The following is a 24,057-nucleotide window of genomic DNA, read 5'->3' on the forward strand; positions in this document are numbered from 1 at the left end:
ATAGAAAGGAGCATTTTTTTCAACACATCATATCTAGTTATTTAGATATCTGTTTTTGTGGTTAACATTACATAATTCTAATACTATTGACATCCAATCATGCTCATTTCTTTGTTAATAAATCGATTTCACTTTCAAAATAATAAGAAGAATGGAGAGTTTTACAAATGAAAAAAGTAAGTCCTTTACTTATTCTTACACTAGCAATAGGGGTGTTTGGAATTATTACTACCGAGATGGGTATTGTCGGTGTATTACCACAAATCACTCAGAAATTTGACATTTCAACTGCACAAGCAGGATTTTTAGTAAGTATATTCGCACTAGTCGTTGCTATTTCTGGTCCGTTTTTAATTCTGCTCGTCTCTAGTATTAATCGTAAAATAATTTTATTAATAGCAATCTTTGTTTTTGTTATTTCAAATATAATTTACGCTTATACAACACAATTTGAAATCATGCTTATTTTTCGTATTTTACCTGCAGCACTTCACCCACTCTTCTTTTCAATCGCTCTTGTAACTGCTGCTAAACTTGTCCCTCCTGAAAAGAGTGGTCAAGCGGTTACAAAAGTTTTCATGGGAATTACGGTTGGCTTTGCACTAGGTGTACCATTAACCTCTTACCTTGCAGATCAATTTTCATTAGAAGTTGCTTTCTTATTCGGAGCGTTTATTAACGCCCTTGCATTCATTGGAATACTAATCTCACTTCCTTCTATGCCCGTTAAAGAAAAAATGTCTTTCGGCAAACAAATCCGTATACTCGGCAAACCAGGATTATGGTTAAATATTTTAACTGTCACATTCCTTTTTGCAGCCATGTTTTCCGTATACAGCTACTTCGCCGAATACCTTGCAAAAGTAACTTCCATGAATGGATCGCTCATCAGTATCATGCTATTCATATTTGGTATAGTTATGATTTTAGGCAATCATTTATTTGGTAGTCTCTTGCAAAGAAGCATAGTAAATACAGTAATATCGTTCCCTATTTTATATTCTATTGTTTACATATTGGTTTATTATTTAGGTTCTTATCTTGTTCCAATGATTTTTATGGTATTCATTTGGGGAATCGTGCATGCTGGTGGATTAATTGTTGGTCAAACATGGTTAATAAGTGAAGCAAGAGAAGCACCCGAATTTGGTAATAGCCTATTCGTTTCATTCTCAAATCTCGGAATTACTCTAGGAACAACTATTGGAGGCTGGTTCATTTCAAACTTAGGTATTCACCAACTTATTTGGAGTGGATTTATATTTACACTACTTTCATTTCTATTAATTATAATAAAACTAAAATTTTTCACTTCTAATAACCTAGCTTCATTATCAAGCTAGTACATTTCAGTTCCAAATTGGATAAAAAACATTATAAAGTGAAACTTTAATCAGCTCTCACCAATCGGGTGTTTATGGGCAGCCCGGCAAATAGCGGGATAAATTCTATATAAAATACTGGTTATTCTTCTTATAAGATTTTATAAACTATAAAGTATGACACTCAGAGCCTTTAGCTATAAATACAAGTTAAAGGCTTTTTATATAAAAACAGCCTTAAAAGATGCTAATTTTATGGAACATCATCAAAATAGAATACTAAAAAAGGCTCCATTGCTGGAGCACTCAAAAAATAATATAACTAAACGAATTAAAACAAGGAACAGACAATTAAAATATACAAATAAAACATAAATAAATCTATATATATGTAATATTGCATATAAAAATCCTATTTATCGCTGCTATAATAAACTTACTCGATGATTGTTATATTATTCATAGGTTATACCTTCTTAACACCAATTTTACAAAGAAAAAAAGACATCTTAATTGATGTCTTTTTTTCTTATATGATAACGACGCAATACAATTAAGATGGTTCAAGTCGGAAGAAGGCACCTTAGGGTGTCTTTTTTTATTTTCCAAAGGACCTGCTCAATTATTGCGTAAAAAACATAAAGTAATTTGAATCCGTTAAAATACATGAGTGTACCCTTGTTTTCCCCTCTTATTAAAAGGAGGAACTATTATGGGTTTTGGTGGTAGTTGCGGCGAAGGCTGCGGTTTTGCTGGAGGATTTGCTTTATTAGTTGTACTGTTTATTTTATTAATCATCGTTGGAGCTTCTTGCTTCTGCTAAAAAACTATCAGAAAAGACACTCTTATATGGGTGTCTTTTCTTTATAATAAAGTGAAACTTTATTCCTCCGCTTCCCTCATACTATAATACCCCAAATTAATAATAACCAAGAAATACCCACCCATAATTCCAGCAGCGAATGTCCACATGAATTCATCGTGTTCAATTTCATACATAATAATCGCACCGAGTATTGCTGCTGCGAATCGATTTATCATTCCGAGCATCGGTGCTTTTTCTTTTTTTACAATGCTATCTCCGAACTTTTCAATACGCCTTCCCAAAATCCAGGCGCAGTACATACTCACTAAAAGGCCAATGCTTATCCCTACAAACTGGGCTGAAAAAGGTGTCATTAACCATCCCAATAACATTACACCTAGCAAACAATACATTTGTATGTTGAATGATCTTAGTGCCATACGAATCATGTTATTCTCCTTTATCTTTCTCATTGTAATTCCGTATCATCAATCCAATCTTCCAGGCTTCAAGCTTTCAGCTATATCTTTTTTAAAATGAGGGAATTTGATTTTGCTCACCATTAAATAAGCGAGTACGCATGTACCAAACGCCACGGAAACTGGATTCTTTAAAAAACATAAAATGAGGAGACACATTGCCGCGAATGGGATTGGCATGCCGATAAAGGTCGGGAGTTTGCTTTGCTGTGTGTTAAATCTTGCAAGCCGAAGCATTCCGCAAATACTGTAAGCAAGTGCACATATCATCCCGATAGACTGCAAATCTTTTAAAGCGACACTATATGCAAGAATAGACGGTGCCACACCAAAAGTAACTAAATCCGCAAATGAGTCCAACTCTCCACCAATTTCTGAAACAGAATCCAGTTTCCGAGCGACCATGCCATCAAAAAAGTCAAACAGCATACCTGTAATAATAAAAACTGCTCCCAAATAAATATCGTGAACGAAAACAGCGTAAATAGCTAAAAGCCCACATACAAAATTTGCTATCGTAATCATATTTGGTATGAAACTCATAATGCACTTCTCCTCCTTTCTACTAATTGCTTCATCTACGTTCTTACTCATTACAATCAAGATCCTTCTGCTTTTCTTCCAATATCACTTTATTTATTTTCGTTAACGTATCTGTCATTTGCTCTAGGGCGTTTATATCGATTTTAGAAAAATATTTCTCAATTAATACATCATCTAACTCAGACAACCGCTCTATATACTTACTACCGTTTGGACCAAGTGTAAGAAAATACTCCCGTTTATTATTAGGGTTTACTTGTTTTGAAATCATCTTCTGTTTCTCCAATTTCGATAAAACTTGGCTAACGGCACTTTTTGATACATTAAAAGTAGTCGCAATGTGATTTGCCGTCGTGTTTTCATTTAAATTAATATGAAATAGCATGCTCTCTTGCTGTCCTGTAAGACCGAACTCATCTTTTAACTCCTGGAATAGTAAAATGTAGAATTCATTATAAGCTCGGTTCATTTCATTAATTACTTCTTTATACGTTCTAGTCATAGCGTTATTCCTCCATGCTTTTATTTCACTTAATAGTTAAGTTCACTTAACTTAACTATATTATACCGTTATGTTCGTGTAAAGGGAAATATAACTCTACACTTTATCAGTTGTGCTTTTAATGTATGTAAAACTTTCTCTCTCTTCATAATCTTCTATATCAGCTTCTTTCCAAAGCTCAAGATTAGCCCCCTCTCCTTTCTCCAGTTATATTGCTGCAAGACCAATGTATAAGAACATAGCATCTAAATCTTCATCTATATCAAGCTCATCTAAACACTCTTCTAAAACAAGTTAAGTCACTGCTTCCTTCATCCAAATACCCAATTAATCGTTCTGAATAATCAAAAAGAAAAACAATTAAATTCCATATAGACCCATTACTGGTTAAAATGTTATAATGAAATCACCCTACATAGTTACTCATAGCCAGACTGAGGAACTAGCGTCTTATTAAGTAATGCGCATAACTAAAATAAAAAAGACACTTTACGGTGTCTTTTTTATTTATATTCCTAGGAATTATCTCTTTTATAAACACACTCTATCAAACAGTAAAGGAGACAAACAGATGGAACATCCTGTTGCAAGAGAATTACGTTTTATACGGGTATGTCTTATCATTTTGATTATTGTCATTGCATTCTGGGACCGGGAGAAAACTGTGGAAATTACTGATCACGGTAGCGATCCTATTTTAAACACCAGCAATATGACCCAAGTGGGTTAGAATACATTTGCATACAAAGATGAATCGAATCAAATTAAAATATTTAAGTTTAATCCAGATACAAATGAAATAAAATTAATAAAAGAGTTTTATGCTAACGAATATTAATTACATGAATTAAATAATTCAAATCTGTAGAAGACACTTTAAAGTGTCTTTTCTTTATGAACTACAAAGTATGAGAACCCAAGCCATTAGCTGCAATTACGACTAAGGCTTTTACTATATAAAAAATAAAACATAGTAAGAATAGAATACTCACTTAAATTATTTTTCACTTCACAAACTACATCCAAAAAGTTGGATAACTTCTTTTACTACTCATATTATTAATGAATAAAGCAATAACTACAATAACAACGGAGCCAATTAAAACTGGTGTTACTAAATAACTCCAACTGTTTGCCCCTAAAATAACGATAATCGGATCTGCGCCTGCCGGAGGGTGCGTCGTTCTCGTTAACATCATAACGGCTATTGCCATCCCCACCGCTAAAGCAATTGTCCAATATTCATACCCAAACAAATGATATATTGATAGACCAATGAAAGTTGAAATCAAATGTCCTCCAATAATATTACGCGGCTGAGATAATGGCGCATTCCAAACTCCAAACGCTAATACACAACTCGCACCAAATGGAGCCATTAATAATTCTGTAGAGGTTATGCTCGTTAAATATGTTAAGGTAAGAATTGTTAAAAATCCCCCTAGTAGTCCCGTTAAAGAGTCCTTTACATTTACTTGTAATGGGCTTCTTCCTTTCCCTTTCATTTTTGTAAAATATCGTACACTTATTGGTTGAGGATCTTTCTGCTTAGTTGCTGTTATATTATCCATCGTTCTCCTCCTTTATTTACCAACAATTATAACCCGACATAACTAACCTGTAAATATTAATTTAAGGGGTTAGTTTTAAAATACAAAAAAAGAATCAACTGTTATAAGTTGATTCTCTAAACTTCTTCAAATTTTCGATCCTGAAATTTTGCTACCTTTTTCCGGTTCCCACATATTTTCATAGAACACCATTTTCGTTTTCCACTCTTATCTATAAATAATAAAACACAGTCAGGATTTGAACATCTTTTAAGGGAAATCAGCTTATTTTCTGCTATTAACGTTAAAGCATCAAATGCAATTAACGATGCGAGTACATCCTCGATTTCTCCAACTGGGATAGATACTAGCTGCTGTTCAATGATTTTATATGTAAATGGTGCCTTCTCAATTTGTTTTTCTAAATACGTAATAAAATCATTAGAAATTTCTTGCTGATCAGCAATTGCCTCAAACTGTTTTCTCAATACTTCTCTTACCTCTAATATGCTAGATGTAACTTGATCCATTCGCTTCTGAATTCCTATAAGTGTTTTTTCATTCCAAAAAGGAAGATTAACCTTTATTACATATAGCCATTCTAATACATCTTCATTTGTTATTAATAAATCATAACGTTGTCCACGCCTAACTAGCTCTGTATTTACTAAATCTAATGAGGGATTTCCAGATATAAGCGGGAATTGTTTTATTTCCTGCATGTACTCATCACCTTCTCTTTAAATAATCATATTCCAGATTAATACAGAAGTGCAACTTTTTTATAAACTACAAAGTATGAAGATTAAAGCCTTTAGCCATAATTACGACTAAAGGCTTTTTGTATGTAAGTAAATGAAAAAGGAGCTTATTTTATGGAACATAATAAAAATGGAGTGCTTGCTTTAATTGTTTTATTTTTAGGATTAGCATTTTTTGTAAGTGGAATGGTTTATCATTTATGGGGAACGGTTTAAAAATAAATAATAATTCATTTAAGAAAAAGTACTCGTATGAGTACTTTTTTAAATGTCATATAAAAACATTCTAAACTTACTTACATGCATACAATCATCAATTATAGTTATATAATTGGGAAGGTTGTAAATTATCAATCTATATCTATATTGATTAGGAAAGGAGCTAAAAATGTTAGAAATCATTTTTGTTGCTGTATTACTTTTATCTAGTATCATTCCCATCTTTATCAAACGGGGTTTGACGAAAAAAAATGGAGTCATTTTACTAATAAATTATGCATTATTATTTGTCACCATCATTGTAATTGGTGCAAACTGGCGCATGATTCCCGCCTATTTCTTATTGTTCGTTTTAACATTACAAGTTTTTTTGAAACCAAAAACTACAGCCGTTTCTAAAAAGTTAGTGATGAAAGTTTTAAAAGGTTTAGGAATTATCGTAACTGCTATCGCAATGTTTACATTACCTTTACTTTTTCCAATCATAACACTCCCAGAGCCTACTGGAAAATATACAGTAGGAACGAAAGCTTTTCATTTAATTGATACAAATCGAAAAGAAACAACTGTACCAAATAATCATGGAAATCGTGAGTTAATGATACAAGTATACTATCCTGCCGAAAAGGGATCAGGGAATCCTTCTGCCTATTTTGAGAACATAAACGAGCTGGCTGAACAATTGGCAGTAACAAACGGTGCACCGTATATCGTAACGACACATTTAGGGCTAACAAAAACACACTCTTATCAAGATGCTAAGCCCCTTCAAGATAAAGAAAAATTCCCCCTCCTTTTATTCGGCCATGGGATGGGATTATATGGTCAACAAAATACATTCCAGTTAGAAGAGCTAGCTAGTCAAGGTTATGTAATCATTGCTCTTAACTTCACAGGATATGCAGCAACAACGATTTTCCCTAACGGAAACCGTGTAGACTCTATACCAATTGAAAATACACCTACGGCCTTAAATACCATAGTTCAAAAATGGGAACAGGATACTACTTTTGTTTTAAACGAAGTAATAGAAGGTAATTTCGATAAAGGTTTTAAAACTATTGCAGACTTAATTAACTATGACAAAATTGGAATGTTCGGTCACTCTTTTGGCGGAGCAACTTCCGCACAAATGTTAGTAAAGGATACGCGTATTAAAGCTGCAATTGATATGGATGGCGGATTGTTTGGCGATCCAATGCCTAAAGACGGTCCTCAGAAACCATTCATGTTGATGAATGCTGAGGCTACGATTCATTATATGAAAGAAGCTAAGAATCAAAAGACAACCGGAATCCAAAATGAACTATTGGAAATATCCTATTTAAGAAATAAAACGATTGAAAAACCGGGCGTGTACACAGTGGTAATTCCAAAAACAAACCATACTAGTTTTACAGATTTAGCAGCATTTTCACCTATTATTAATGAACCAGACGAAGATGTAGCCACAAACTACAAACTGATTAATAAACTTGTAACTAGCTTCTTCGATCAAAATTTAAAAGGCAAAAGCGAAAATCATTTAGAAGAAATTCAAAAACAACATCCTGAACTTCATCTCATTAAACACAAATAACTATTTTCCTAGTTATGTAACCCCTCTTTATGCTTGAGGGGTTTCCACTTTAACACAATTATAAAAAGGCCCCATTACTGGGGCTCTTAAAAAATAATAAGAATAAATGAATTAAAACAAATAACAGACAACTAAAATATATACGCTTTATATTATATAATCTATATATTTATGTAAAATTACATAAATATATAGATTATTATACGCTATACTAAAATAGGAGTCGACAATCGTTATTTTCTTCTTATTTTTAAAGCAATATGGATATACCTTCTTAACTCATTTGGATTGTACAAGCAAAAGAAGACATCTTACTAGATGTCTTCTTTTCTTATATTTTTATGAATTTCTTTGAGCAGATGCTCTCCAAGCACGAAAAGATGTTGGGTGTCCAGAATGAGCTCTTTGCTTTGCAGCAGCAACAGCTGGTTTTTCTTCAATAGTCTTTGGTTTTTCTTTCACAATTGCTGATTTTTCTTCAAGAGTATTCACAGCTGTTTGTATTTTTTCCAACTGCTCTTTTAAGGCTTGCTGTTCAATCTTTAAATCCGTAAGTAAACGTAAAATCATCTCAGAATTAGCCATAAGATCCTCCTCCCCCCAATACACAGAATAAAATACAATATGTAGCAGACGAAATACCGGTGACAAAAATAAGGTCGTCAACTCTTTTTAACTTCCAAAGTTCTTTTATTTTTTTAAGGACCTGCTCCATTCACCCTTAAAAACATAAATTAAATTAAATCCATTAATAAATGGTCTTTATGGAAGGAGGAGTTAATATGGGCTATGGAGGTAGTTGTGGTGGAGGCTGTGGTTTCGGCGGCGGATTTGCCTTACTTGTTGTGCTCTTCATCTTATTAATCATCGTTGGCGCTAGCTGTTGGGGCGGCGGATTCGGCTGCTAAGGAGAGGCACTCTTGAGAGTGTCTTTTTTTTTGATATGTGACTCATATACATATTGCTCATAATTTCCGTTCTGGGGATAGTATAATATTAGCTCAGCATGTCAGCTTCCCCCTAATTATTAGTTGGTTCAAATCGATATAATTCTTTTAAATATAGGTTAAAACTATATTTCTCAATGAATAAAACAACTTAACATGGTAAAATAATATTTGGATGGGAGTCCAATATATTATTAAAATTAAGATGGTTCAAGTCGAAGGAAGGCACCTTAGGGTGTCTTTTCTTTATGAAAAATATCTACAACCTTTTCTTTATGACTTCTAACATCAACAAAGGGTGATACAAACTATTACATATGTTTGTACCACCCTTTATTGATGCGTTTAGACTTCACAGGTGCTGAAGTTTTAGACTTCTCCCTTAGTGTACCCATATTATTAGAACATCCTGTAATCTGTAGACAAAATGTAGCTAATAAAAAAAATATTAATAATTTCTTCAATAAATCCTCCTACATACATAAAACACCATATGTTACAAAACAAACATAACATCAACTCTTCATAAAAACAATATAATCCTTGGTCCTTAAGCTATCTCTTAACATAGGAGTACTTCTACATATTGATCAAGCTAAGATTTTAAAATATCCCCTACTTAAGGAATTTGTAAGTATCAAGTAAGAAAAACGAGAACTTTGTTTCGTATAATCAAAATATAAAGTGAAGGAAGAAAGATTATTTCTGGGATTAATATGCATGTGACAAGAGAAGAAATCTACGTTTTTTTAGAATAATAATATGAGTATGTCCAAGTTTTGGAGATTGCTTGCAAATATTTTTAAGTTTTCGCACCAGAACCCTAATTACCCTACCTGTTTTTTACCATCACATATTGGAGGTTAAAACATGAATAAAAAAAAGAAAATACAAAGATCAGTACTTACCTTTACCCTACTCTTTTCTTTAGGCGTTTCATCTTTCCCGCTTACAACAACTATTCACGCAGATACACGTGAGAAACAATCTGCTGAAAAGAAACTAGTCTCTTTAACGGAGCGTACATCATTATTTTTTGAATATCTCCAGCAAGGTAAGTATGCAGAGGCACTCCAGTTGACGTCTACTGCTTTTCAATCTAAGTTTACAGCAATCACATTACAAAACTGGTGGACAAAAAGTGGCTGGAGCGGGATAAAAAGCATGGGAACCCCCGTGATAAAAGAACGAAACTTGGTCCATCAGACGGTAGAAATTCCAGCAGCTACCGAAGGAACTACCATACCGCTACTCCTTAAATTCACACCTGGCGGGAAAGTAGATGAAATTGGAGAAAGGCCACCCGAGGAATCTTTTACCATCCCCCATCCTAGCTATGATCAACCTGACTCCTATCAAGAACGTGAAATCGTCATTGGAAATTCTACCTATCCGTTACCAGCCACATTAACAGTTCCGAAACATAAGCCTGGTGAAAAGCTGCCCGTAGTTGTTCTTGTTCATGGTGCTGGCATCCATGATCGCGATAGCACATATATGGGAACAAAAATCTTACGAGACATTGCGGTGGGCCTTTCATCCAACGGAATTGCAGTGTTGCGCTATGAAAAACGCACCTTAGAACATGCATTAAAGATGAGTGCAGAACCCGTTACGTTAGACCGTGACACTACAGATGATGCTATCTATGCAGCAAAATCAGCAGCGCAGCAGGAAGGCATTGATCCAAATAATATTTTCATTCTTGGACATAGCCTAGGAGCCGGCACAATGCCGCGTATACTGAGCAAAGCGCCTTCCTCACTTGTCCGAGGAAGTATCTTACTCGCACCACCTGCACGCCCTTTGACTGACATTGCCATTGATCAGTATGAATACCTTGGGGCGTCAAAGCAAGAAATCGATGAACTAAAAAGACAGGCTGCTTTTATTCAGGATCCTACTTTCAATCCTGACCATCCTCCAGCTGGCTACAATTTTGGGTCACCTCATTTTATGTATGATGTTTCTAGGTGGCGTCCAGTTGAAGAGGCAAAATCACGAAAAGAGCCTTTACTCATTTTGCAAGGAGCACGCGATTATCAAGTAACAGTAAAAAATGAATATACAAAATGGCAAGAAGGGCTTGCAAACCGCGGGAATGTTCAGTTCAAAAAATACCCGAAATTGAATCATTTCTTCACGGAGGGTGACGGAGAATTAAGTCTTCCTAGTGAATACGAAATCCCTGCTAACGTTCCCGAATACGTCATCCAGGACATTATTACATGGGTTAACGAGACAAAAAAATAAGAAAACATCAAAAGCCTTCATGCAATCATCATTGCATAAAGGCTTTTTGAAACTGGTGATTCAGAGATAGCTATTATAATGCATCAAAACGAAAATTATATTTTTCTACGTACTAAATAAAACGCTAAGGAACCCATAATAACAGGTGCAACGAAGTCAAAGAAATATGAAAAAGAAAAATTAAAAAGAAAAAGAAATGGTATAAGTGTATAGATAACTGCTAGTCCTATAAATAAAGGAATTCCAAATTGAAACTCTCGACATCGTTTAATTTTCCTATATAAAACTTCCCCAAGTAAACAAGCTATAAGAGCTGGTATACTACCATAAGTGACGATAGTTTTTATGAATCCCTGTAAAACGTCCGGGTGAATAAAGCTAGGATTAAAAATATATGAAATTAAGAACCATCCAAAAATGAAAGCAAATAGACTTGTAGCATAACTAACTACAAATTTTATTAAAGTAAGCAACGTAATCATCCTCACAATTCCCTAATATTATCTTCATTTTATCATTTTCTCTTAAAAAGATTCCAAAAGGGTATACTTGCCCTTCAGCTTTCTTTTTTAACACTTGTTCAAGACGTATTTTTTGATGTTATTCTGTATAAAAAACTTTTGAGAGCAACCTGTTCTGTTAGGGTGATAGCGATGGGGTGCCGCCAGCATTTCGAAAAAAATCACGCTAAACAAAAAACTATAACAAACTTTCCATATGGGCAACTAAATTACATAAAAAAAGACACTCTAAGGTGCCTTTCTCCGACTCGATAACCACTTTAATTTTACTAATGTGTATTGGACTTTCCATCCTCATCAATGAATGGAAAGTAGAGATGCTTCAATTATGTACCGATCTGGAGCGTCTCCTATATAGTCAAAAGGATAACAAGTTGTTAATGTTAATGTTGGCTCACTTTTTTCTACAATAACTGTTCGATCTTCTGAATCTGTTATCCAATGCTTGTTAATTTCATATGTATATGTTTTATTTTCATATTCCACGATAAGTTGGTCATTTTCCTTTAATTGACCAAGCTCGGTAAAAACAGTATCTCTATGTCCACTTAAAACTGTATGACCATTTCCAGATGGTGTAGTAGTTAAGTCACTAACAAACATACCTACACCCTTTTTTAGTACTTTATCATCGGCTCCCCAATATATAGAGTATTTCTTTTGTATTTTAGGGATAATTAAATATGCTACTTTATCTCCTAACTGATGGTTTACCTTTGAAGCAGGAATTTGTACAGGTTCTTCTTGTAATGAAGTGTCAGTCTTTATCTCTGTCTCTATTTGATTGATGTTTTGCTTTTCATTTTCTTTAGAAGGTGTGGAGATCTCATATTGTTTAGCCTCGTTAGTTGTCAACGACTCTGCTGATTGTCTAGCACTATACCATTCTAGAAAATAATAAGAAAAGATAGTAAGTCCAATAACAGTTAAACATAAGCCTATCCATTGTTTTTTATTCACTCTTATCACTCCATTTGAAAACGACAGGATTTCTCCTGCCGTTTTAAGGAACTATTTTATGCGTTTGTCTTTTTACGACGGAACATTAATACAGCTCCAGCTAATGCTAATCCTAAGCTTGCTAGCATCATTGTAACACCGTTTGATGCTGTATTAGGTAATTTTTCACCTTGTTTTTTTGTTTCTTTTTTCACAACTGTATTAGTATTTTTCTTTGTTTCTTTTGCAGTTGTTTGAGGCTTAGTTTGTTCTTGTTTATTATTTGTTGTTTGGTTGTTTTGTTTTGAATTCTCTTGCTTAGTATTTTCTTGTTTAACAGGTTCTTGTTTAGTGTTTTCCTGTTTAGTATTTTCTTGTTTAGGTTGTTCTTGAGGTTTAGTAGTTTCTTTATTTTCTGTTGTAGTATTTGTGCTCTTTGGATATTTATAATCCTCACATGGAATGCCGTCTTTATCATTATCTAAACGGTGCGGATCATTTCCAACACCATATCCATTTTGATCCCAGAATGCTTGAGCATCTTGTTGACTTTTAAAATGGCCACAGTTTTTTGTATCATTAGGACTCTTAGCTGCAAATGCAGAAGAACTGTACCCCACTGTTAATAGTGTTACCGCTGTTGCTGAAGCTAATAATTTTTTCATAAATTTCTTTATCCCCCTAAATGGTATGTATTTACATTGAAATATTTTACATTTAAAAAATTAAAAATACAATAATAATTTGTAGATAAATGTAAGATTTCTAGATAATAATACCAAACTATTAATTCGTATATTGTCATATTATGTCGAAAGAAAATAAAAAAAGAGCCAAGGCCCTCTTTAATAACTACTAATAACCATAATCACTATTCTCACAGTAATATGAATTTGATTTATCACAACAAATATATGTTATTTGTTGGATAAATAATGGAATCAGTAAAGCGTTAGCTGTAGTAGCATTTGAGACAGTAATACTTTGAAAACATCCTCAAGTAAGAAAGTTTTTGTATCTCCTGGTGTTAATGTAATTATTACAATTCTACATGTCTAATGAGGAAAAATATACCGTATACTATATACAGTTGGATATTATCAGGAATCATTTTGCACGAAAGAAAAGACACTCTATATGAGTGTCTTTTCCAATAGTTTTTAGCAGAAGCAAGAAGCTCCAACGATGATTAATAAAATGAATAACACAACTAATAAAGCAAAGCCTCCAGAAAAGCCACAACCGCCACAACTACCACCGTAACCCATAATAGTTCCTCCTTTAGATAAGAGGGGAAAACTAAGGTTCACTCATGTATTTTAATGGATTCGTTTCATCTTATGTTTTTTCGTATTGATTGAGCAGGTCCTTTCGAAAACTATTCACATATTAACTATATTTTTAAAAATGAATAATTCGACTATAACAATAAATAGATAAATTAATATAATGTATTAATTCTAAAAGAAGGGAGGAATAGCCATGCAATTAGTTTGTTTTAAAATAGTAAGTGGTCAGTATTTCTTGTTTGTAGAAGGTATTCAAATTCCTGTACCAATTCCAGCAGTTGCTGCAGCTTTATTAATTGGTTTAGGAGTAATTCCACTTTGTTCTTAATGTAAGGAATTCGGATCATTCCTATCTTTCCATTGGAAAAGCCTCAAGTATATGAATACTTGAGGCTTTTCTTATAATTGAGAAAGACACTTTAACGTGGCTGAAGATCTCCTGATTTAACTAATGTGGCCGTTACATCATCACCGAAAGTATTGAGACAGAATACTTGCTCGTCTATCTTATCCATTACTGTAGCTTCACCTATCTTGCCACCTTGAAGTTTAATAAAATAGTTATGTTCTTCTAAAATTTTACTAAAATCTCTATTTGCCCATCTTTCAGTAATTTCTAATAGCTCTTCTTTATTCTTGAAATTGTTTCCGTTTAGAATGTTTCTTACTTTCTCTGCATTCTTTTTGGACATAGGGGTTGCTCCCTTTCCTTCACACGCTTTTACTTTTTGATGAGTCATGCTATGCATAGCTGAAATCACTTCTTCTTCAGTAGAAGTTACTGTAATGTGAAGTTGTGCATTTGAGCCTTTCACTTCTGCTTCATTCGATAGTGTGTCTTCTTTATTAACCTCTGCAAAAACATGGTCCTCACTCTCAAGCGGGACTTCAGCAAACTGTAACATTCCATAAGTCATACCAGTTGCAAGTACTACTCCCCCTATAATAGATGCTAGCCAATACGTTAGCTTCTTGTCCATCTTCATTTCCCCTGTCTTCATTTAAATATCTTAACTAAAGAATACCATATTAAATTCCTTTTTATTGAAGAGTCTCTAATTGTTACTATAAAAAACGTGTAAATCGTTTAATAAAAATATAATAACTTCATAATCATGACTATGCCTATTCTCATAATAGGATCTATATACGATGTCACTAAATCATCTGGTGAACTATTAGTTATTAGTACGGCTTTGCATCGTTATTCTCAAAAAGGATAATTATTGTACATACCAATTCTTATGTATGAAGACACCCAAAACAAGTGTTACGAAAAAAATATAAAAAAGACATCTTTTCTAGGGAAAGATGTCTTTTTTATATAAACCTTAATGTTCGTTCTGTAAAACCCTCGCTGCCTTTACTCCTTCTTTCTCTTCTTTTAAGAATAACGATACGATAAATGCAACAATAATAAAGATTAACCCAAGTGCAAATGCACCTTGGAACCCTGACGTTAAACCGTTTAACTTCTCTACTGGATCCAGTGGATTTGCGGAGCTCTCCATATAGCTAGTTGTTCCTGAAGACATTTTCGAAATAAAGATAGCTGTACCAATTGCACCAGCTACTTGTTGCAACGTACTAAATAGTGCTGTTCCGTGCGGATATAAATCTGGTGTTAATTGATTTAAACCGTATGTTTGTGCTGTCATGACAAACATGAGTCCAACCATTAATACGCTATGCATGACAATAATTTGTAACATTGATGTATCAGGAGTAATGCCTTTAAATAAGAACATTGCAATTCCTACTAAGACAATGCCGGGAACGATAATAACTTTCGGACTAAATTTATCAAATAGTTTACCTGCGATTGGTCCCATTATGGCGCTAATAACACTTCCCGGAAGCATGATAATTCCTGATTTAAAAGCTGTAACGAGTAAAACGGTTTGCAGGAACATCGGTAATAAAGTCATCGTTGAAAATAGCGACATCATCACAATGACAATTAATCCAACTGATAATGTAAACATCGGAACTTTAAATGCTCGTAATTCTAAAATTGGATTCTCAATTTTCAATTGTCGAACGGCAAAAATACATAATGAGATAAGCCCAACAATTAAAGTGCCATACACTTTTGCATCGGACCATCCTAAATCACCCGATGCACTAAAGCTATACACAAGCCCGCCAAATCCTAATGTCGATAAAAGGATAGATGGGTAATCTACTTTTGGCCTTGTTAACTCTGAAACATTTTGAATGTACTTCATCCCAATCATAATGGAAATGATCACGATAGGAATAACAATATAGAATAACCAGCGCCAATTTAATGAATCCACAATTACTCCAGATAATGTAGGGCCAATTGCCGGAGCTGCCATCATCACGAGTGCGATTAATCCCATTGTCGCACCACGTTTTTCAGGTGGACAAATGATTAAAATCGTATTCATTAATAACGGTGTAATTAACCCCGTCGCTACAGCTTGGACGATACGGCCAATTAATAAAACGGAAAATGTCGGTGCGAATCCCGCAATTAATGTACCGACTAAAAACGTTACCATAGCGATCAAAAACATTTGTCTCGTTGTGAGCCATTGCTGAAGTAATGCTGTAATTGGAACTAAAACCCCAACTACTAACATGTATGCTGTAGAAAGCCATTGAATCGTTGAAGCCGTTACGTCAAATTCTTTCATTAATACCGTTAACGCATTTCCAAGTAATGTTTCATTTAATAATGCAACCATTGCACCTAAAAGTAATGCAATTAAAATGGGGGTATGTTTCAAATTAGAAGTATCAACTTTGCCACTTGCAGGGCTCTTAGTTGTCATATTCATTTACAGATTCTCCTCCTGTTTCTTACTTAAAAAACTTTAAATACACCAGAACACATGTAATATAATATACATATGTAGATTAAAAAGGGAGAATCAATTTTCAGCCACTGTATATTTAATCTACAAAAAAGGAGAATTGTAGATGAATGATAATGAAAAACAACTTGATTTACGTATTAGACGTACACATAAATTACTGTGGGATTCCTTATTTGAATTAATGACGCAATCAAAACAGAAATATAGTACGATCACGATTAACCAAATATGTGACCGCGCAATGGTACACCGAACAACCTTTTATAAACACTTCCAAGATAAAGATGCTTTATTAGCATTTGGATTTAAACGATACGGCAAGATGATTGCTGAAATACCGGTTTCAGATCGATTAAGTAAACCATTTCAAGTAATGGAACAATTTCTACACCATGAAGAAATCGGTAAAATATTAGAAACGCAAATGTCTGATGAACAATTTATTAACCGAACACAGCATTTAAGTCACGAAACGAGAAAACAAGAAATAGAAGCGTTAAATCAACTGCACAAAAATCATACGATGCCCAATGATTTAATCATTGAATTTTATTCAGGGGCAATCACCTCATTAAGCGCATGGTGGTTTAAAAGTGAAAGAAAAGTTTCTGCTGCTGAAATGGATAGGTATCTCCACCAACTCATTAATCGGGATATTTTTCAGTTTGGAGAGGAATAACTTCACCATCAAAAAAGGCTGTTTTATAAACAGCCTTTTTTGATGGAATAAAACGTCGATAAATTTAAGTTACAAATATTCAGAATTAATATTAAAATAAAAAATGAGGATAGGGGTATGGGATTATAAATTTTATACATAACGAGGGAATAAAAATGAAACTACAATTAAAAGCGGATTTAGGACTACTACTAGTTACATTCTTTTGGGGTGCATCCATCCTACTTACAAAGCTTGGACTTGATGGCATAGAAGAATATAATTTAATCGCATTACGATTTATTATCGCTTTTCTTTTATCAGGTTTAATATTTTACAAACATTTATTTAAGATCGATTTTAAAACTGTAAAATATGCATTTATACTTGCTTCTGTCTTATTTATCGTTTACATTTTCGCGACTTTCGGTACAAAGTATACGAGTGTTTCTAATGCCGGTTTCCTACTATGTCTCACAGTCATTTTCATTCCGATATTATCAGCTATATTTTTAAAACACATTCCAGAAAAGAAAGTTATAGTAGGAATTGTGTTAACGATAATAGGAATCGGCTTATTAACATTAACTAGCGAATTCAAAATCGGTAACGGCGATATATTTTGCATACTGTCTGCCCTGTTTTATGCGATCCACGTCATCATTACTGGAAGCGTAACGAAACATGTGAATTCCATTGCACTTGGAGTAGTGCAACTAGGTTTCGTCGGCCTATTTAGTCTTATTTTTTCATTTATTATAGAAACGCCAAAACTGCCTAGCACAACCAACTCATGGCTAATCATCTTAGCCTTAAGCATATTTTGCACCGCAGTGGCATTCATCGTGCAAGTTATCGCCCAGCAATACACGACGCCTACACATACCGGACTTATCTTCTCATTAGAACCTGTCTTTTCCGCAGGCTTCGCTTTCGTTTTCACAGGTGAAACACTTACTGGGAAAGGATACTTAGGCGCGACGCTTATATTAGTAAGTGTTTTGATTGCTGAGGTGGATTTTAAAAGTGTATTGCGGCCTAATTATAAGAAAAATATGGAATAGTTATTTCGCTAAAGTACATAAACATACCCCGAAAATATTCGTTTGTATTATTTTCACCCTCTTACCTTAATTTTTTTAGATGCTATCTTTGAATAAGGTAGCATCTAAAAAATGTTACAGAGAATTATTATATTTATGTAGCCTGCATAGTTAACCTTTTCTACATTACTTACTGCACATAGTCATACAGATTTTTCGCTAACAATAAACAAGTTACTGTAATGAAAAGAGCACGAACATACCCGCTTCCTTTTTTTATAGCAAATTTGGAGCCAACGATCCCTCCAGCAATTTGAGCAATCCCCATTATAAAACCATACGCATAGTTTACTTGCCCTACATACATAAATATCAACAATGCACCAACATTACTTCCTAAATTAAGAAACTTCGCATTACCTGCTGCTTTTAAAAAATCATATCCAATAAATAAAAGAGAAAACATTAAAAACGAGCCTGTTCCAGGACCTAGAAATCCATCATAAAAACCAATAGCAAAAACAAAGAAAGTAAAAATAATGACGTGTCGACTAGATAATTTCTTATGAGTAGAAATACTACCCCAATCCTTTTTAAATATCGTATAAATAGCGACTGCCCCGAGCATGATCAACATCAATGGCTTCAGTACTTCTGGGTTCATTAAATGAACGGTCCATGCACCTACTATAGAGCCTATAAAAGTGATTGGAAATAATTTAAAAGCCGATTTCAAATCAAGATTACCAGAACGATAAAACACAATATTACTAGTTGCACTTCCCATTGTCGATGCTAGCTTATTTGTGGCTACTGCACTTGCTGGATTCAGTCCTGTAAATAATAAAGCTGGTAAAGCAATGAGTCCACCACCACCTACAACTGAATCAATAAATGCAGCTACAAATCCAAAAACAATCAAAATCATTAATACAGATGGGTCTAAATAAAAATCCATACTATTAACCTCCCCTTTAGTCACTATTCGAATAGTAACTAATAATTTGCTAAATGTAAACAGTTATTGTAACGTTGAAATATAAAGTGAAACTTTAATCAGTGGGGCCACTGATTATTAGTTGAACCAATCGGGCTTTTACGGGCAGCCCGACCCCCACCTAACTTCTTTGCTTCCGCTGAATTTTGAGGTGGGAGTCTTACTGCCCGTTAAAGCGGGATAAAAGCAAACATCGGAGGACGAAAAAAGTGGACTACATAGTGCAACAGCTTAAAAAAATTGGTTTCAATGAATATGAAGCTAAATCTTATGTATCTCTTGTTAAACAAGGGCCTGTCACAGCCTACCAAGTGAGTAAGGATTCGGGTGTCCCAAGAGCGCGAATTTATGAGATTTTAGGTAACCTTGTAGAAAAAGGCATTGTCATGAAGGAAGAAATAAATGACACCACTCGCTATTCACCTCTACCTGTTGAAATCTTTTTACAGAAGGCGCAAACAGAATGGCAGTCTACTTATGAAGGAATTAGTGATTCATTAAAGAAACTAGAAACTTCCGAAGAAAAAACAGATAATCGAGTGATTACTTTAAAAGACAATCAAACAATCATTAGCTATTGTCAGGCATTAATAAAAAAAGCAGAACGACGTATTGTCATTTCAATGTGGGATGAGATGTATGAAGCGTTAAAAGAAGATCTATCTGAAGTAGCTGATAAAGTTACAATACAAGGTATTACCCTACATGTTGAAAATCCCATTAAAAATCTAGAAGCCCATCGCATAACACCTTATACAGAAACCTTGTCTACAGAACATTGGTTTATTGTATCGATAGATTCTAAAGAGATGATTTATGGACCATCACTTGAAGAGCGTAATATTGCTTTTTATACAGATGACCCCGTTCATATATACCTATTAGAGGATTATGTATGGCATGATGTTTTAGTAAATCGACTTGTCCGACGTAGCCAAGATGACTTGCAGCAATGGATTACTGCAGAGAGAAGATCTTTCTTTATGGGGAAATGAGGAACATATTCAAGAGCAAATCAAAAATTTACGTATTAAACCTAATAACTTCTCCATATAAAAATAGCCGACTATTATATAGTAAACAGTCGGCTATTTTTATATAAATTTATACAAACGCTGCCATTCCCCCGGCGATTAATGAGATAAACGCTTCTCCCACTCTTTTACCTTTTCAATTGTTACATCTAATTTTTTAGCTATTTCTTCTACACTCATTCCTTTAAAGAGCATTCCAGCTGCCGAAAGTGCTTTATCAATTTCTTCTTGCTTCTCTTGCTCATATAAACGACCTACTTTTGTCATCCGTAACCACTCCTTTACCTTTTTCGCGTAGTCTTCATCAATAAATTTATCTGTAGCTACAAGAATCCCAGCAATAACTTGAATTTGTTCTTGCTCATCGGAGATACACTTTGCTACTTCTATCGTTTTTTCAATTAAAATTTGTCTTTTCTCTCTACTATGCATAAGTGGTACAAGTATTAATTTCATGGTTTCTTCATCCGTCAAAGATTTTCCTTCTTCCATTTTTCTAATAATCTTTTGAAGAATGGCATCACCATTGTATTCATTTAGTAAAACCGCTTTAGAATTTAAACGTATACTACATACATCTATTTCTTCTATAGGATTCATTACCTCACTTGTATAAATAACTACGATTCGAATATCCGGTAACTCTTTCCTCTTATTATAGTAACGATACATAATTTGATTCGCATAATCCATATACTTCAAATGGTTTTCGAGGAAACGGGTATTACTTTCATACTCTAACATTAAAATTGAACCATCTTCCATTTCAAATAAAGTATCTAAGCGCCTTTGATCTGTACGAACTCTCGAAAATTCATTTAGCAACAATTCTTTTATTCTTGGATAACCTTTTAACCCATATGCTTCAAGCCCTTTATCCCTATAACATTCACTTAAAAACTTCATCAGAATATCTTTATTATGATAAGAAATATCATTCCCTGCCAATAGCTAATCCCCCTTAACTATTAGTTACCATTTTCTTCATTATATAACTTATAAAATTAGCGTTACAACTTTGGTTCACATGCACATGCTATTTTCAAAACACCTTCCTCTCACTACTTCTCCCTCTCCACAAACCGCCCAAACTCCTTCAAAAACCTCAGCTTAAAACTACCAACAGGTCCGTTTCGATGCTTCGCCACATGAATCTCCGTCATCTCCTTCTGCTTCGTTTCCTTATCGTAATAATCCTCACGATACATAAGCATAATGACATCCGCATCTTGCTCAATTTGTCCCGTCTCTCTTAAATCAGATAAAAGCGGACGCTTATCTTGCCGTGCTTCTACCGAACGAGATAACTGTGATAACGCTACTACACAAACATTTAATTCACGCGCTAATAACTTAAGCTTACGAGAAATCTCACTGATCTCTTGAAATCGATTGCCCTTATGCTTCGAATCGCCTGTAATAAGCTGCAAATAATCTACAATGACTAAAAGCTTTTTATCACCGTGTTTCCTCTTTAACTTACGAGTTTGCATCCAAATATCTTGCACCGTAACGCCTGCATTGTCGTAAATCTCAAATGGCAACTCACCAATCTCCGCAAACGCCTTACTTACCTTCTCCCAATCTTCCATCGCAAAACGATGCTTCGGATTTTTTAGCCTACCTCCTGACACTTCGCCCACGCAAGATGCCATCCTTTTCAACAATTGCTTACTACTCATCTCTAATGAAAACAATCCAACCGCCGCTCCAGACTTCGCCGCATGCAGTCCAACATTAAGCGCAAACGCAGTCTTTCCCATAGAAGGACGCGCACCAAGAACGACAAAATCACCTTCCTGCAATCCGCACGTCATCTTATTTAACGATGTATAACCAGTCTCAATACCAGTAATCTCTTTCACATCTTGATGAAGCTCCTCATACAAATCAACTAACGCATCCTTCAAATCAAACTCACATACAGAGTCTTTTTCCTCTAACTCACAAAGTGCCGTAATCGTCTCACCGATAACTTTCTCACTCTTCTCCGCAATAAGACGCTCTCCCATCTTGTGCCCGAGAACACCAGCCTGATACATTTTCCAGGCACCTCGAACAAGCCCCTCATAATATGAGAAGTTTCTAGTAGTAGGCACACCATCCATTAACCCTATAAAATACTCCATTCCCCCGATCCCCTCTAAAAACTTCGGATCTACCCTAGAAATGAACGTCACAAGATCAATCGGTTGCCCCTCTCCTTCCATCTTTCGCATTAACTGAAATATAGACTTATGTACTGGCATCGAAAAATACTGCTCTGTCAAACGGCACTCCTTAATAAGCTCTCCATCAAGTAATAGAGAACCTAACACCGTCTTTTCCGCCTCCACATTTTGAATACTCATGGACGCCACCCGCGCTCCGCTAAAAAGCGCTGCAACTCTTCCTCAGACGGCGCATTTTTCTCCCACTCCTCACACCTCGCCAAAAACTCCTCCGTCTCCCCCGTACTAACAGACGACTCCTTTTTCCGAAACTTAGCTGTATCCGCCTCAACTTCACACACTTTCGTAAATCCTTTCCCATGCCAACCTCTCAAAATCCCTTTCACATAAGCAACCGTCCGCTTATTATTCTCAAACGCAATTTGAAGAGCCTTCAGCACAAGCTCCTCTGACAAATCTTCCATCCACGCACTCAGTTCCTCTACAGTATGCGGAGACAAACTACCGAAATGTTGCTCATAAAAAGAAAACACACGACTCCCCGTTTCCTCCTCTATAACCTCTTCTTCCTCTGTCTCCTCACAAACTGGCTCAACATCATCCACAGCCAAATCACTCGGCATACCGAAATGCGCTAAAAGCATCGGAACATTCATCTCTTCCTCAACGCACTTCTGAAGAAACATATGTACAAACTCCTTATTCTTCACACCCTTCAGCTCACGAAGTACACACTTCTCCACATTCATATTCGTCACAGGATTATAACGAAGCCAATTTAAAACGAATAACTCTCGCGTATCCGCATCATACAGAATCTTCCCATAATCAACAAAGCGCTGCACAAGCTTATCAACAGTCTCCCGATTATAACCTGTCTCCATCTCAGCTAACCGCTTCGGAAAAGGAAAAATCCCACACTGCGTCGTCTTCGAACAAGTTAACAAATACACATAAAAGTACCGCTCCTCCGGCGTCAAATCCAAAACAAAATCATCCTGCCAAAAATTCACCTGCACATTACGATACACCGCCATCCTAATTCCTCCCGTCCTAATTCAAAAATGAAAATTTCCTCTTTGTACTATATATAGGAAGGAGGGCCGGGTTTTTGGCGTGTTATTTTAAATTTTTTTTGACTACTACTACGGTGTTTGTTGTTGTTTTTGTTTTGTTATGTTTTTTCTTAGTTATTTATTACTTGGTAGGGGCTTGTAAAGGGCTTAGGAGGGGCTAGTTATCAGTTACTTCGATTAGGAAGACTCGATCCGAAAAGCCGCCTCGTTCTTCTGCTTTCTTTTTACGGATGTTGTTGATTTCTTCTAGTGTTGTCCCTTCGTGTTCGGCTAGAGCGTTTATTAGTTCTAGTAGGTCGGATAGTTCTTCGAGTTTATGTTCTTTTGTGTCTGCTTCTAGGTATTCGGTTAGTTCCTCTTGTGTTTTCTTGCAGAGTTCCTCTATGTATTCATCTTCGTTTAGGATTCTTGTTGTGGATGTTTTTCCGTTGGATTTTATTATTTGTGGGATTTTATTTCTAATTAGTTTGTTGTAGGTTGGCATGGGATTTTTCCTCCGTTTGGTTTTTCTTCTATTATAATG

At 34.9% G+C, this 24,057-nt stretch carries 26 protein-coding genes and 3 pseudogenes; 10 read left to right on the forward strand and 19 right to left on the reverse strand.

Features of this window, described 5'->3' with window-relative positions; genetic code table 11:
- Window positions 1-167: 167 nt before the first annotated feature.
- Both H6481_RS05970 and H6481_RS05975 read left to right on the forward strand, forming a co-directional pair.
- Window positions 168-1,343, forward strand: coding sequence for an MFS transporter (locus H6481_RS05970; RefSeq protein ID WP_000757907.1), 1,176 nt, complete (start codon window positions 168-170; stop codon window positions 1,341-1,343).
- A gap of 691 nt (window positions 1,344-2,034) precedes the next feature.
- Window positions 2,035-2,145 carry a YjcZ family sporulation protein gene (locus H6481_RS05975; protein ID WP_000505669.1) on the forward strand — a complete coding sequence of 37 codons (111 nt, stop codon included), beginning with the start codon at window positions 2,035-2,037 and terminating at the stop codon, window positions 2,143-2,145.
- A 59-nt stretch (window positions 2,146-2,204) separates the two neighbouring features.
- Here H6481_RS05975 and H6481_RS05980 read toward each other — a convergent pair whose 3' ends face one another.
- From H6481_RS05980 to H6481_RS29095, 4 genes and pseudogenes are all read right to left on the reverse strand, one after another.
- Entirely contained in the window at window positions 2,205-2,576 is a 372-nt protein-coding gene (locus H6481_RS05980) for an ATP synthase subunit I (RefSeq protein ID WP_023521313.1), read from the reverse strand.
- 39 nt (window positions 2,577-2,615) lie between these two features.
- Window positions 2,616-3,200, reverse strand: a complete 585-nt coding sequence (gene pssA / locus H6481_RS05985) for a CDP-diacylglycerol--serine O-phosphatidyltransferase (RefSeq protein WP_182811176.1) — start codon at window positions 3,198-3,200, stop codon at window positions 2,616-2,618.
- On the reverse strand, window positions 3,193-3,651 hold the full coding sequence (locus H6481_RS05990) for a MarR family winged helix-turn-helix transcriptional regulator (RefSeq protein ID WP_000198941.1): 459 nt from the start codon (window positions 3,649-3,651) through the stop codon (window positions 3,193-3,195). Before H6481_RS05990 ends, pssA begins: the two co-directional genes overlap by 8 nt.
- 68 nt (window positions 3,652-3,719) lie before the next feature.
- Window positions 3,720-4,024 (reverse strand): annotated as a pseudogene (locus tag H6481_RS29095) (MarR family transcriptional regulator).
- Window positions 4,025-4,222: 198 nt separating this feature from the next.
- Between H6481_RS29095 and H6481_RS05995 the strand changes: the two are divergent.
- Window positions 4,223-4,489: pseudogene (locus tag H6481_RS05995) on the forward strand (YmzC family protein).
- A 178-nt stretch (window positions 4,490-4,667) separates the two neighbouring features.
- On the opposite strand, the gene H6481_RS06000 reads toward H6481_RS05995, so the two are convergent.
- Both H6481_RS06000 and H6481_RS06005 read right to left on the reverse strand, forming a co-directional pair.
- Window positions 4,668-5,222: an HPP family protein gene (locus H6481_RS06000; RefSeq protein WP_182811178.1), complete on the reverse strand. Its 555-nt coding sequence runs from the start codon at window positions 5,220-5,222 to the stop codon at window positions 4,668-4,670.
- 116 nt (window positions 5,223-5,338) lie between these two features.
- Complete coding sequence (locus tag H6481_RS06005) at window positions 5,339-5,923, reverse strand: CGNR zinc finger domain-containing protein (RefSeq protein ID WP_182811180.1); 585 nt, start codon at window positions 5,921-5,923, stop codon at window positions 5,339-5,341.
- A 427-nt stretch (window positions 5,924-6,350) separates the two neighbouring features.
- Here H6481_RS06005 and H6481_RS06010 point away from each other — a divergent pair, with 427 nt between their 5' ends.
- Window positions 6,351-7,760 (forward strand): alpha/beta fold hydrolase, encoded by a 1,410-nt coding sequence (locus tag H6481_RS06010; RefSeq protein WP_182811182.1) that lies wholly within the window; start codon window positions 6,351-6,353, stop codon window positions 7,758-7,760.
- A gap of 339 nt (window positions 7,761-8,099) precedes the next feature.
- On the opposite strand, the gene H6481_RS06015 is transcribed toward H6481_RS06010, so the two are convergent.
- Window positions 8,100-8,345 (reverse strand): hypothetical protein, encoded by a 246-nt coding sequence (locus H6481_RS06015; protein WP_000013671.1) that lies wholly within the window; start codon window positions 8,343-8,345, stop codon window positions 8,100-8,102.
- Between the two features lie 197 nt (window positions 8,346-8,542).
- Between H6481_RS06015 and H6481_RS06020 the strand changes: the two genes are divergently transcribed.
- Window positions 8,543-8,668: a YjcZ family sporulation protein gene (locus tag H6481_RS06020; RefSeq protein ID WP_000540377.1), complete on the forward strand. Its 126-nt coding sequence runs from the start codon at window positions 8,543-8,545 to the stop codon at window positions 8,666-8,668.
- 909 nt (window positions 8,669-9,577) lie between these two features.
- Complete coding sequence (locus tag H6481_RS06025) at window positions 9,578-10,960, forward strand: alpha/beta fold hydrolase (protein WP_182811184.1); 1,383 nt, start codon at window positions 9,578-9,580, stop codon at window positions 10,958-10,960.
- Between the two features lie 95 nt (window positions 10,961-11,055).
- Here the strand turns inward: H6481_RS06025 and H6481_RS06030 are convergent, their stop codons facing one another.
- The 5 genes and pseudogenes from H6481_RS06030 to H6481_RS06045 form a co-directional block, all read right to left on the reverse strand.
- On the reverse strand, window positions 11,056-11,442 hold the full coding sequence (locus H6481_RS06030; RefSeq protein ID WP_182811186.1) for a hypothetical protein: 387 nt from the start codon (window positions 11,440-11,442) through the stop codon (window positions 11,056-11,058).
- Window positions 11,443-11,467: 25 nt separating this feature from the next.
- A pseudogene (locus H6481_RS28705) lies at window positions 11,468-11,590 on the reverse strand (N-acetyltransferase); the annotation flags it as partial.
- Between the two features lie 188 nt (window positions 11,591-11,778).
- Window positions 11,779-12,441 (reverse strand): class D sortase, encoded by a 663-nt coding sequence (locus H6481_RS06035; protein WP_065228392.1) that lies wholly within the window; start codon window positions 12,439-12,441, stop codon window positions 11,779-11,781.
- Window positions 12,442-12,497: 56 nt separating this feature from the next.
- Window positions 12,498-13,085, reverse strand: a complete 588-nt coding sequence (locus tag H6481_RS06040) for an excalibur calcium-binding domain-containing protein (protein ID WP_000734535.1) — start codon at window positions 13,083-13,085, stop codon at window positions 12,498-12,500.
- A 495-nt stretch (window positions 13,086-13,580) separates the two neighbouring features.
- A complete protein-coding gene (locus H6481_RS06045; protein ID WP_000540375.1) occupies window positions 13,581-13,688 on the reverse strand; it encodes a YjcZ family sporulation protein in 108 nt (35 codons plus the stop codon).
- Between the two features lie 214 nt (window positions 13,689-13,902).
- On the opposite strand from H6481_RS06045, the gene H6481_RS28765 reads away from it, so the two are divergent.
- A complete protein-coding gene (locus H6481_RS28765; protein WP_001177693.1) occupies window positions 13,903-14,037 on the forward strand; it encodes a hypothetical protein in 135 nt (44 codons plus the stop codon).
- Between the two features lie 91 nt (window positions 14,038-14,128).
- Here the strand turns inward: H6481_RS28765 and H6481_RS06050 are convergent, their stop codons facing one another.
- Both H6481_RS06050 and H6481_RS06055 read right to left on the reverse strand, forming a co-directional pair.
- Entirely contained in the window at window positions 14,129-14,689 is a 561-nt protein-coding gene (locus H6481_RS06050; protein WP_182811189.1) for a PRK06770 family protein, read from the reverse strand.
- Between the two features lie 351 nt (window positions 14,690-15,040).
- Window positions 15,041-16,516: an MDR family MFS transporter gene (locus H6481_RS06055; protein ID WP_029441759.1), complete on the reverse strand. Its 1,476-nt coding sequence runs from the start codon at window positions 16,514-16,516 to the stop codon at window positions 15,041-15,043.
- Between the two features lie 142 nt (window positions 16,517-16,658).
- Between H6481_RS06055 and H6481_RS06060 the strand changes: the two genes are divergently transcribed.
- Entirely contained in the window at window positions 16,659-17,234 is a 576-nt protein-coding gene (locus H6481_RS06060) for a TetR/AcrR family transcriptional regulator (protein WP_182811192.1), read from the forward strand.
- A 155-nt stretch (window positions 17,235-17,389) separates the two neighbouring features.
- Entirely contained in the window at window positions 17,390-18,277 is an 888-nt protein-coding gene (locus H6481_RS06065) for a DMT family transporter (protein WP_097961398.1), read from the forward strand.
- A gap of 169 nt (window positions 18,278-18,446) precedes the next feature.
- Here H6481_RS06065 and H6481_RS06070 read toward each other — a convergent pair whose 3' ends face one another.
- A complete protein-coding gene (locus H6481_RS06070; protein WP_023521297.1) occupies window positions 18,447-19,214 on the reverse strand; it encodes a TSUP family transporter in 768 nt (255 codons plus the stop codon).
- A 248-nt stretch (window positions 19,215-19,462) separates the two neighbouring features.
- On the opposite strand from H6481_RS06070, the gene H6481_RS06075 reads away from it, so the two are divergent.
- Window positions 19,463-20,248 carry a TrmB family transcriptional regulator gene (locus H6481_RS06075; protein ID WP_000384620.1) on the forward strand — a complete coding sequence of 262 codons (786 nt, stop codon included), beginning with the start codon at window positions 19,463-19,465 and terminating at the stop codon, window positions 20,246-20,248.
- A gap of 138 nt (window positions 20,249-20,386) precedes the next feature.
- On the opposite strand, the gene H6481_RS06080 is transcribed toward H6481_RS06075, so the two are convergent.
- From H6481_RS06080 to H6481_RS06095, 4 genes are all read right to left on the reverse strand, one after another.
- Complete coding sequence (locus H6481_RS06080) at window positions 20,387-21,235, reverse strand: Rpn family recombination-promoting nuclease/putative transposase (RefSeq protein ID WP_182811195.1); 849 nt, start codon at window positions 21,233-21,235, stop codon at window positions 20,387-20,389.
- Between the two features lie 113 nt (window positions 21,236-21,348).
- The gene (gene dnaB, locus H6481_RS06085; protein WP_182811198.1) at window positions 21,349-22,638 is read right to left on the reverse strand and encodes a replicative DNA helicase; all 1,290 of its coding nucleotides are present in this window, start codon (window positions 22,636-22,638) and stop codon (window positions 21,349-21,351) included.
- Entirely contained in the window at window positions 22,635-23,495 is an 861-nt protein-coding gene (locus tag H6481_RS06090) for a DnaD domain protein (RefSeq protein WP_182811201.1), read from the reverse strand. The genes dnaB and H6481_RS06090 overlap by 4 nt, the downstream gene beginning before the upstream one ends.
- A gap of 196 nt (window positions 23,496-23,691) precedes the next feature.
- The gene (locus tag H6481_RS06095; protein ID WP_182811204.1) at window positions 23,692-24,018 is read right to left on the reverse strand and encodes a nucleoside triphosphate pyrophosphohydrolase; all 327 of its coding nucleotides are present in this window, start codon (window positions 24,016-24,018) and stop codon (window positions 23,692-23,694) included.
- Window positions 24,019-24,057: the final 39 nt, after the last annotated feature.

The organism is Bacillus sp. ME78, from assembly GCF_903970865.1.
GTDB lineage: Bacteria > Bacillota > Bacilli > Bacillales > Bacillaceae_G > Bacillus_A > Bacillus_A cereus.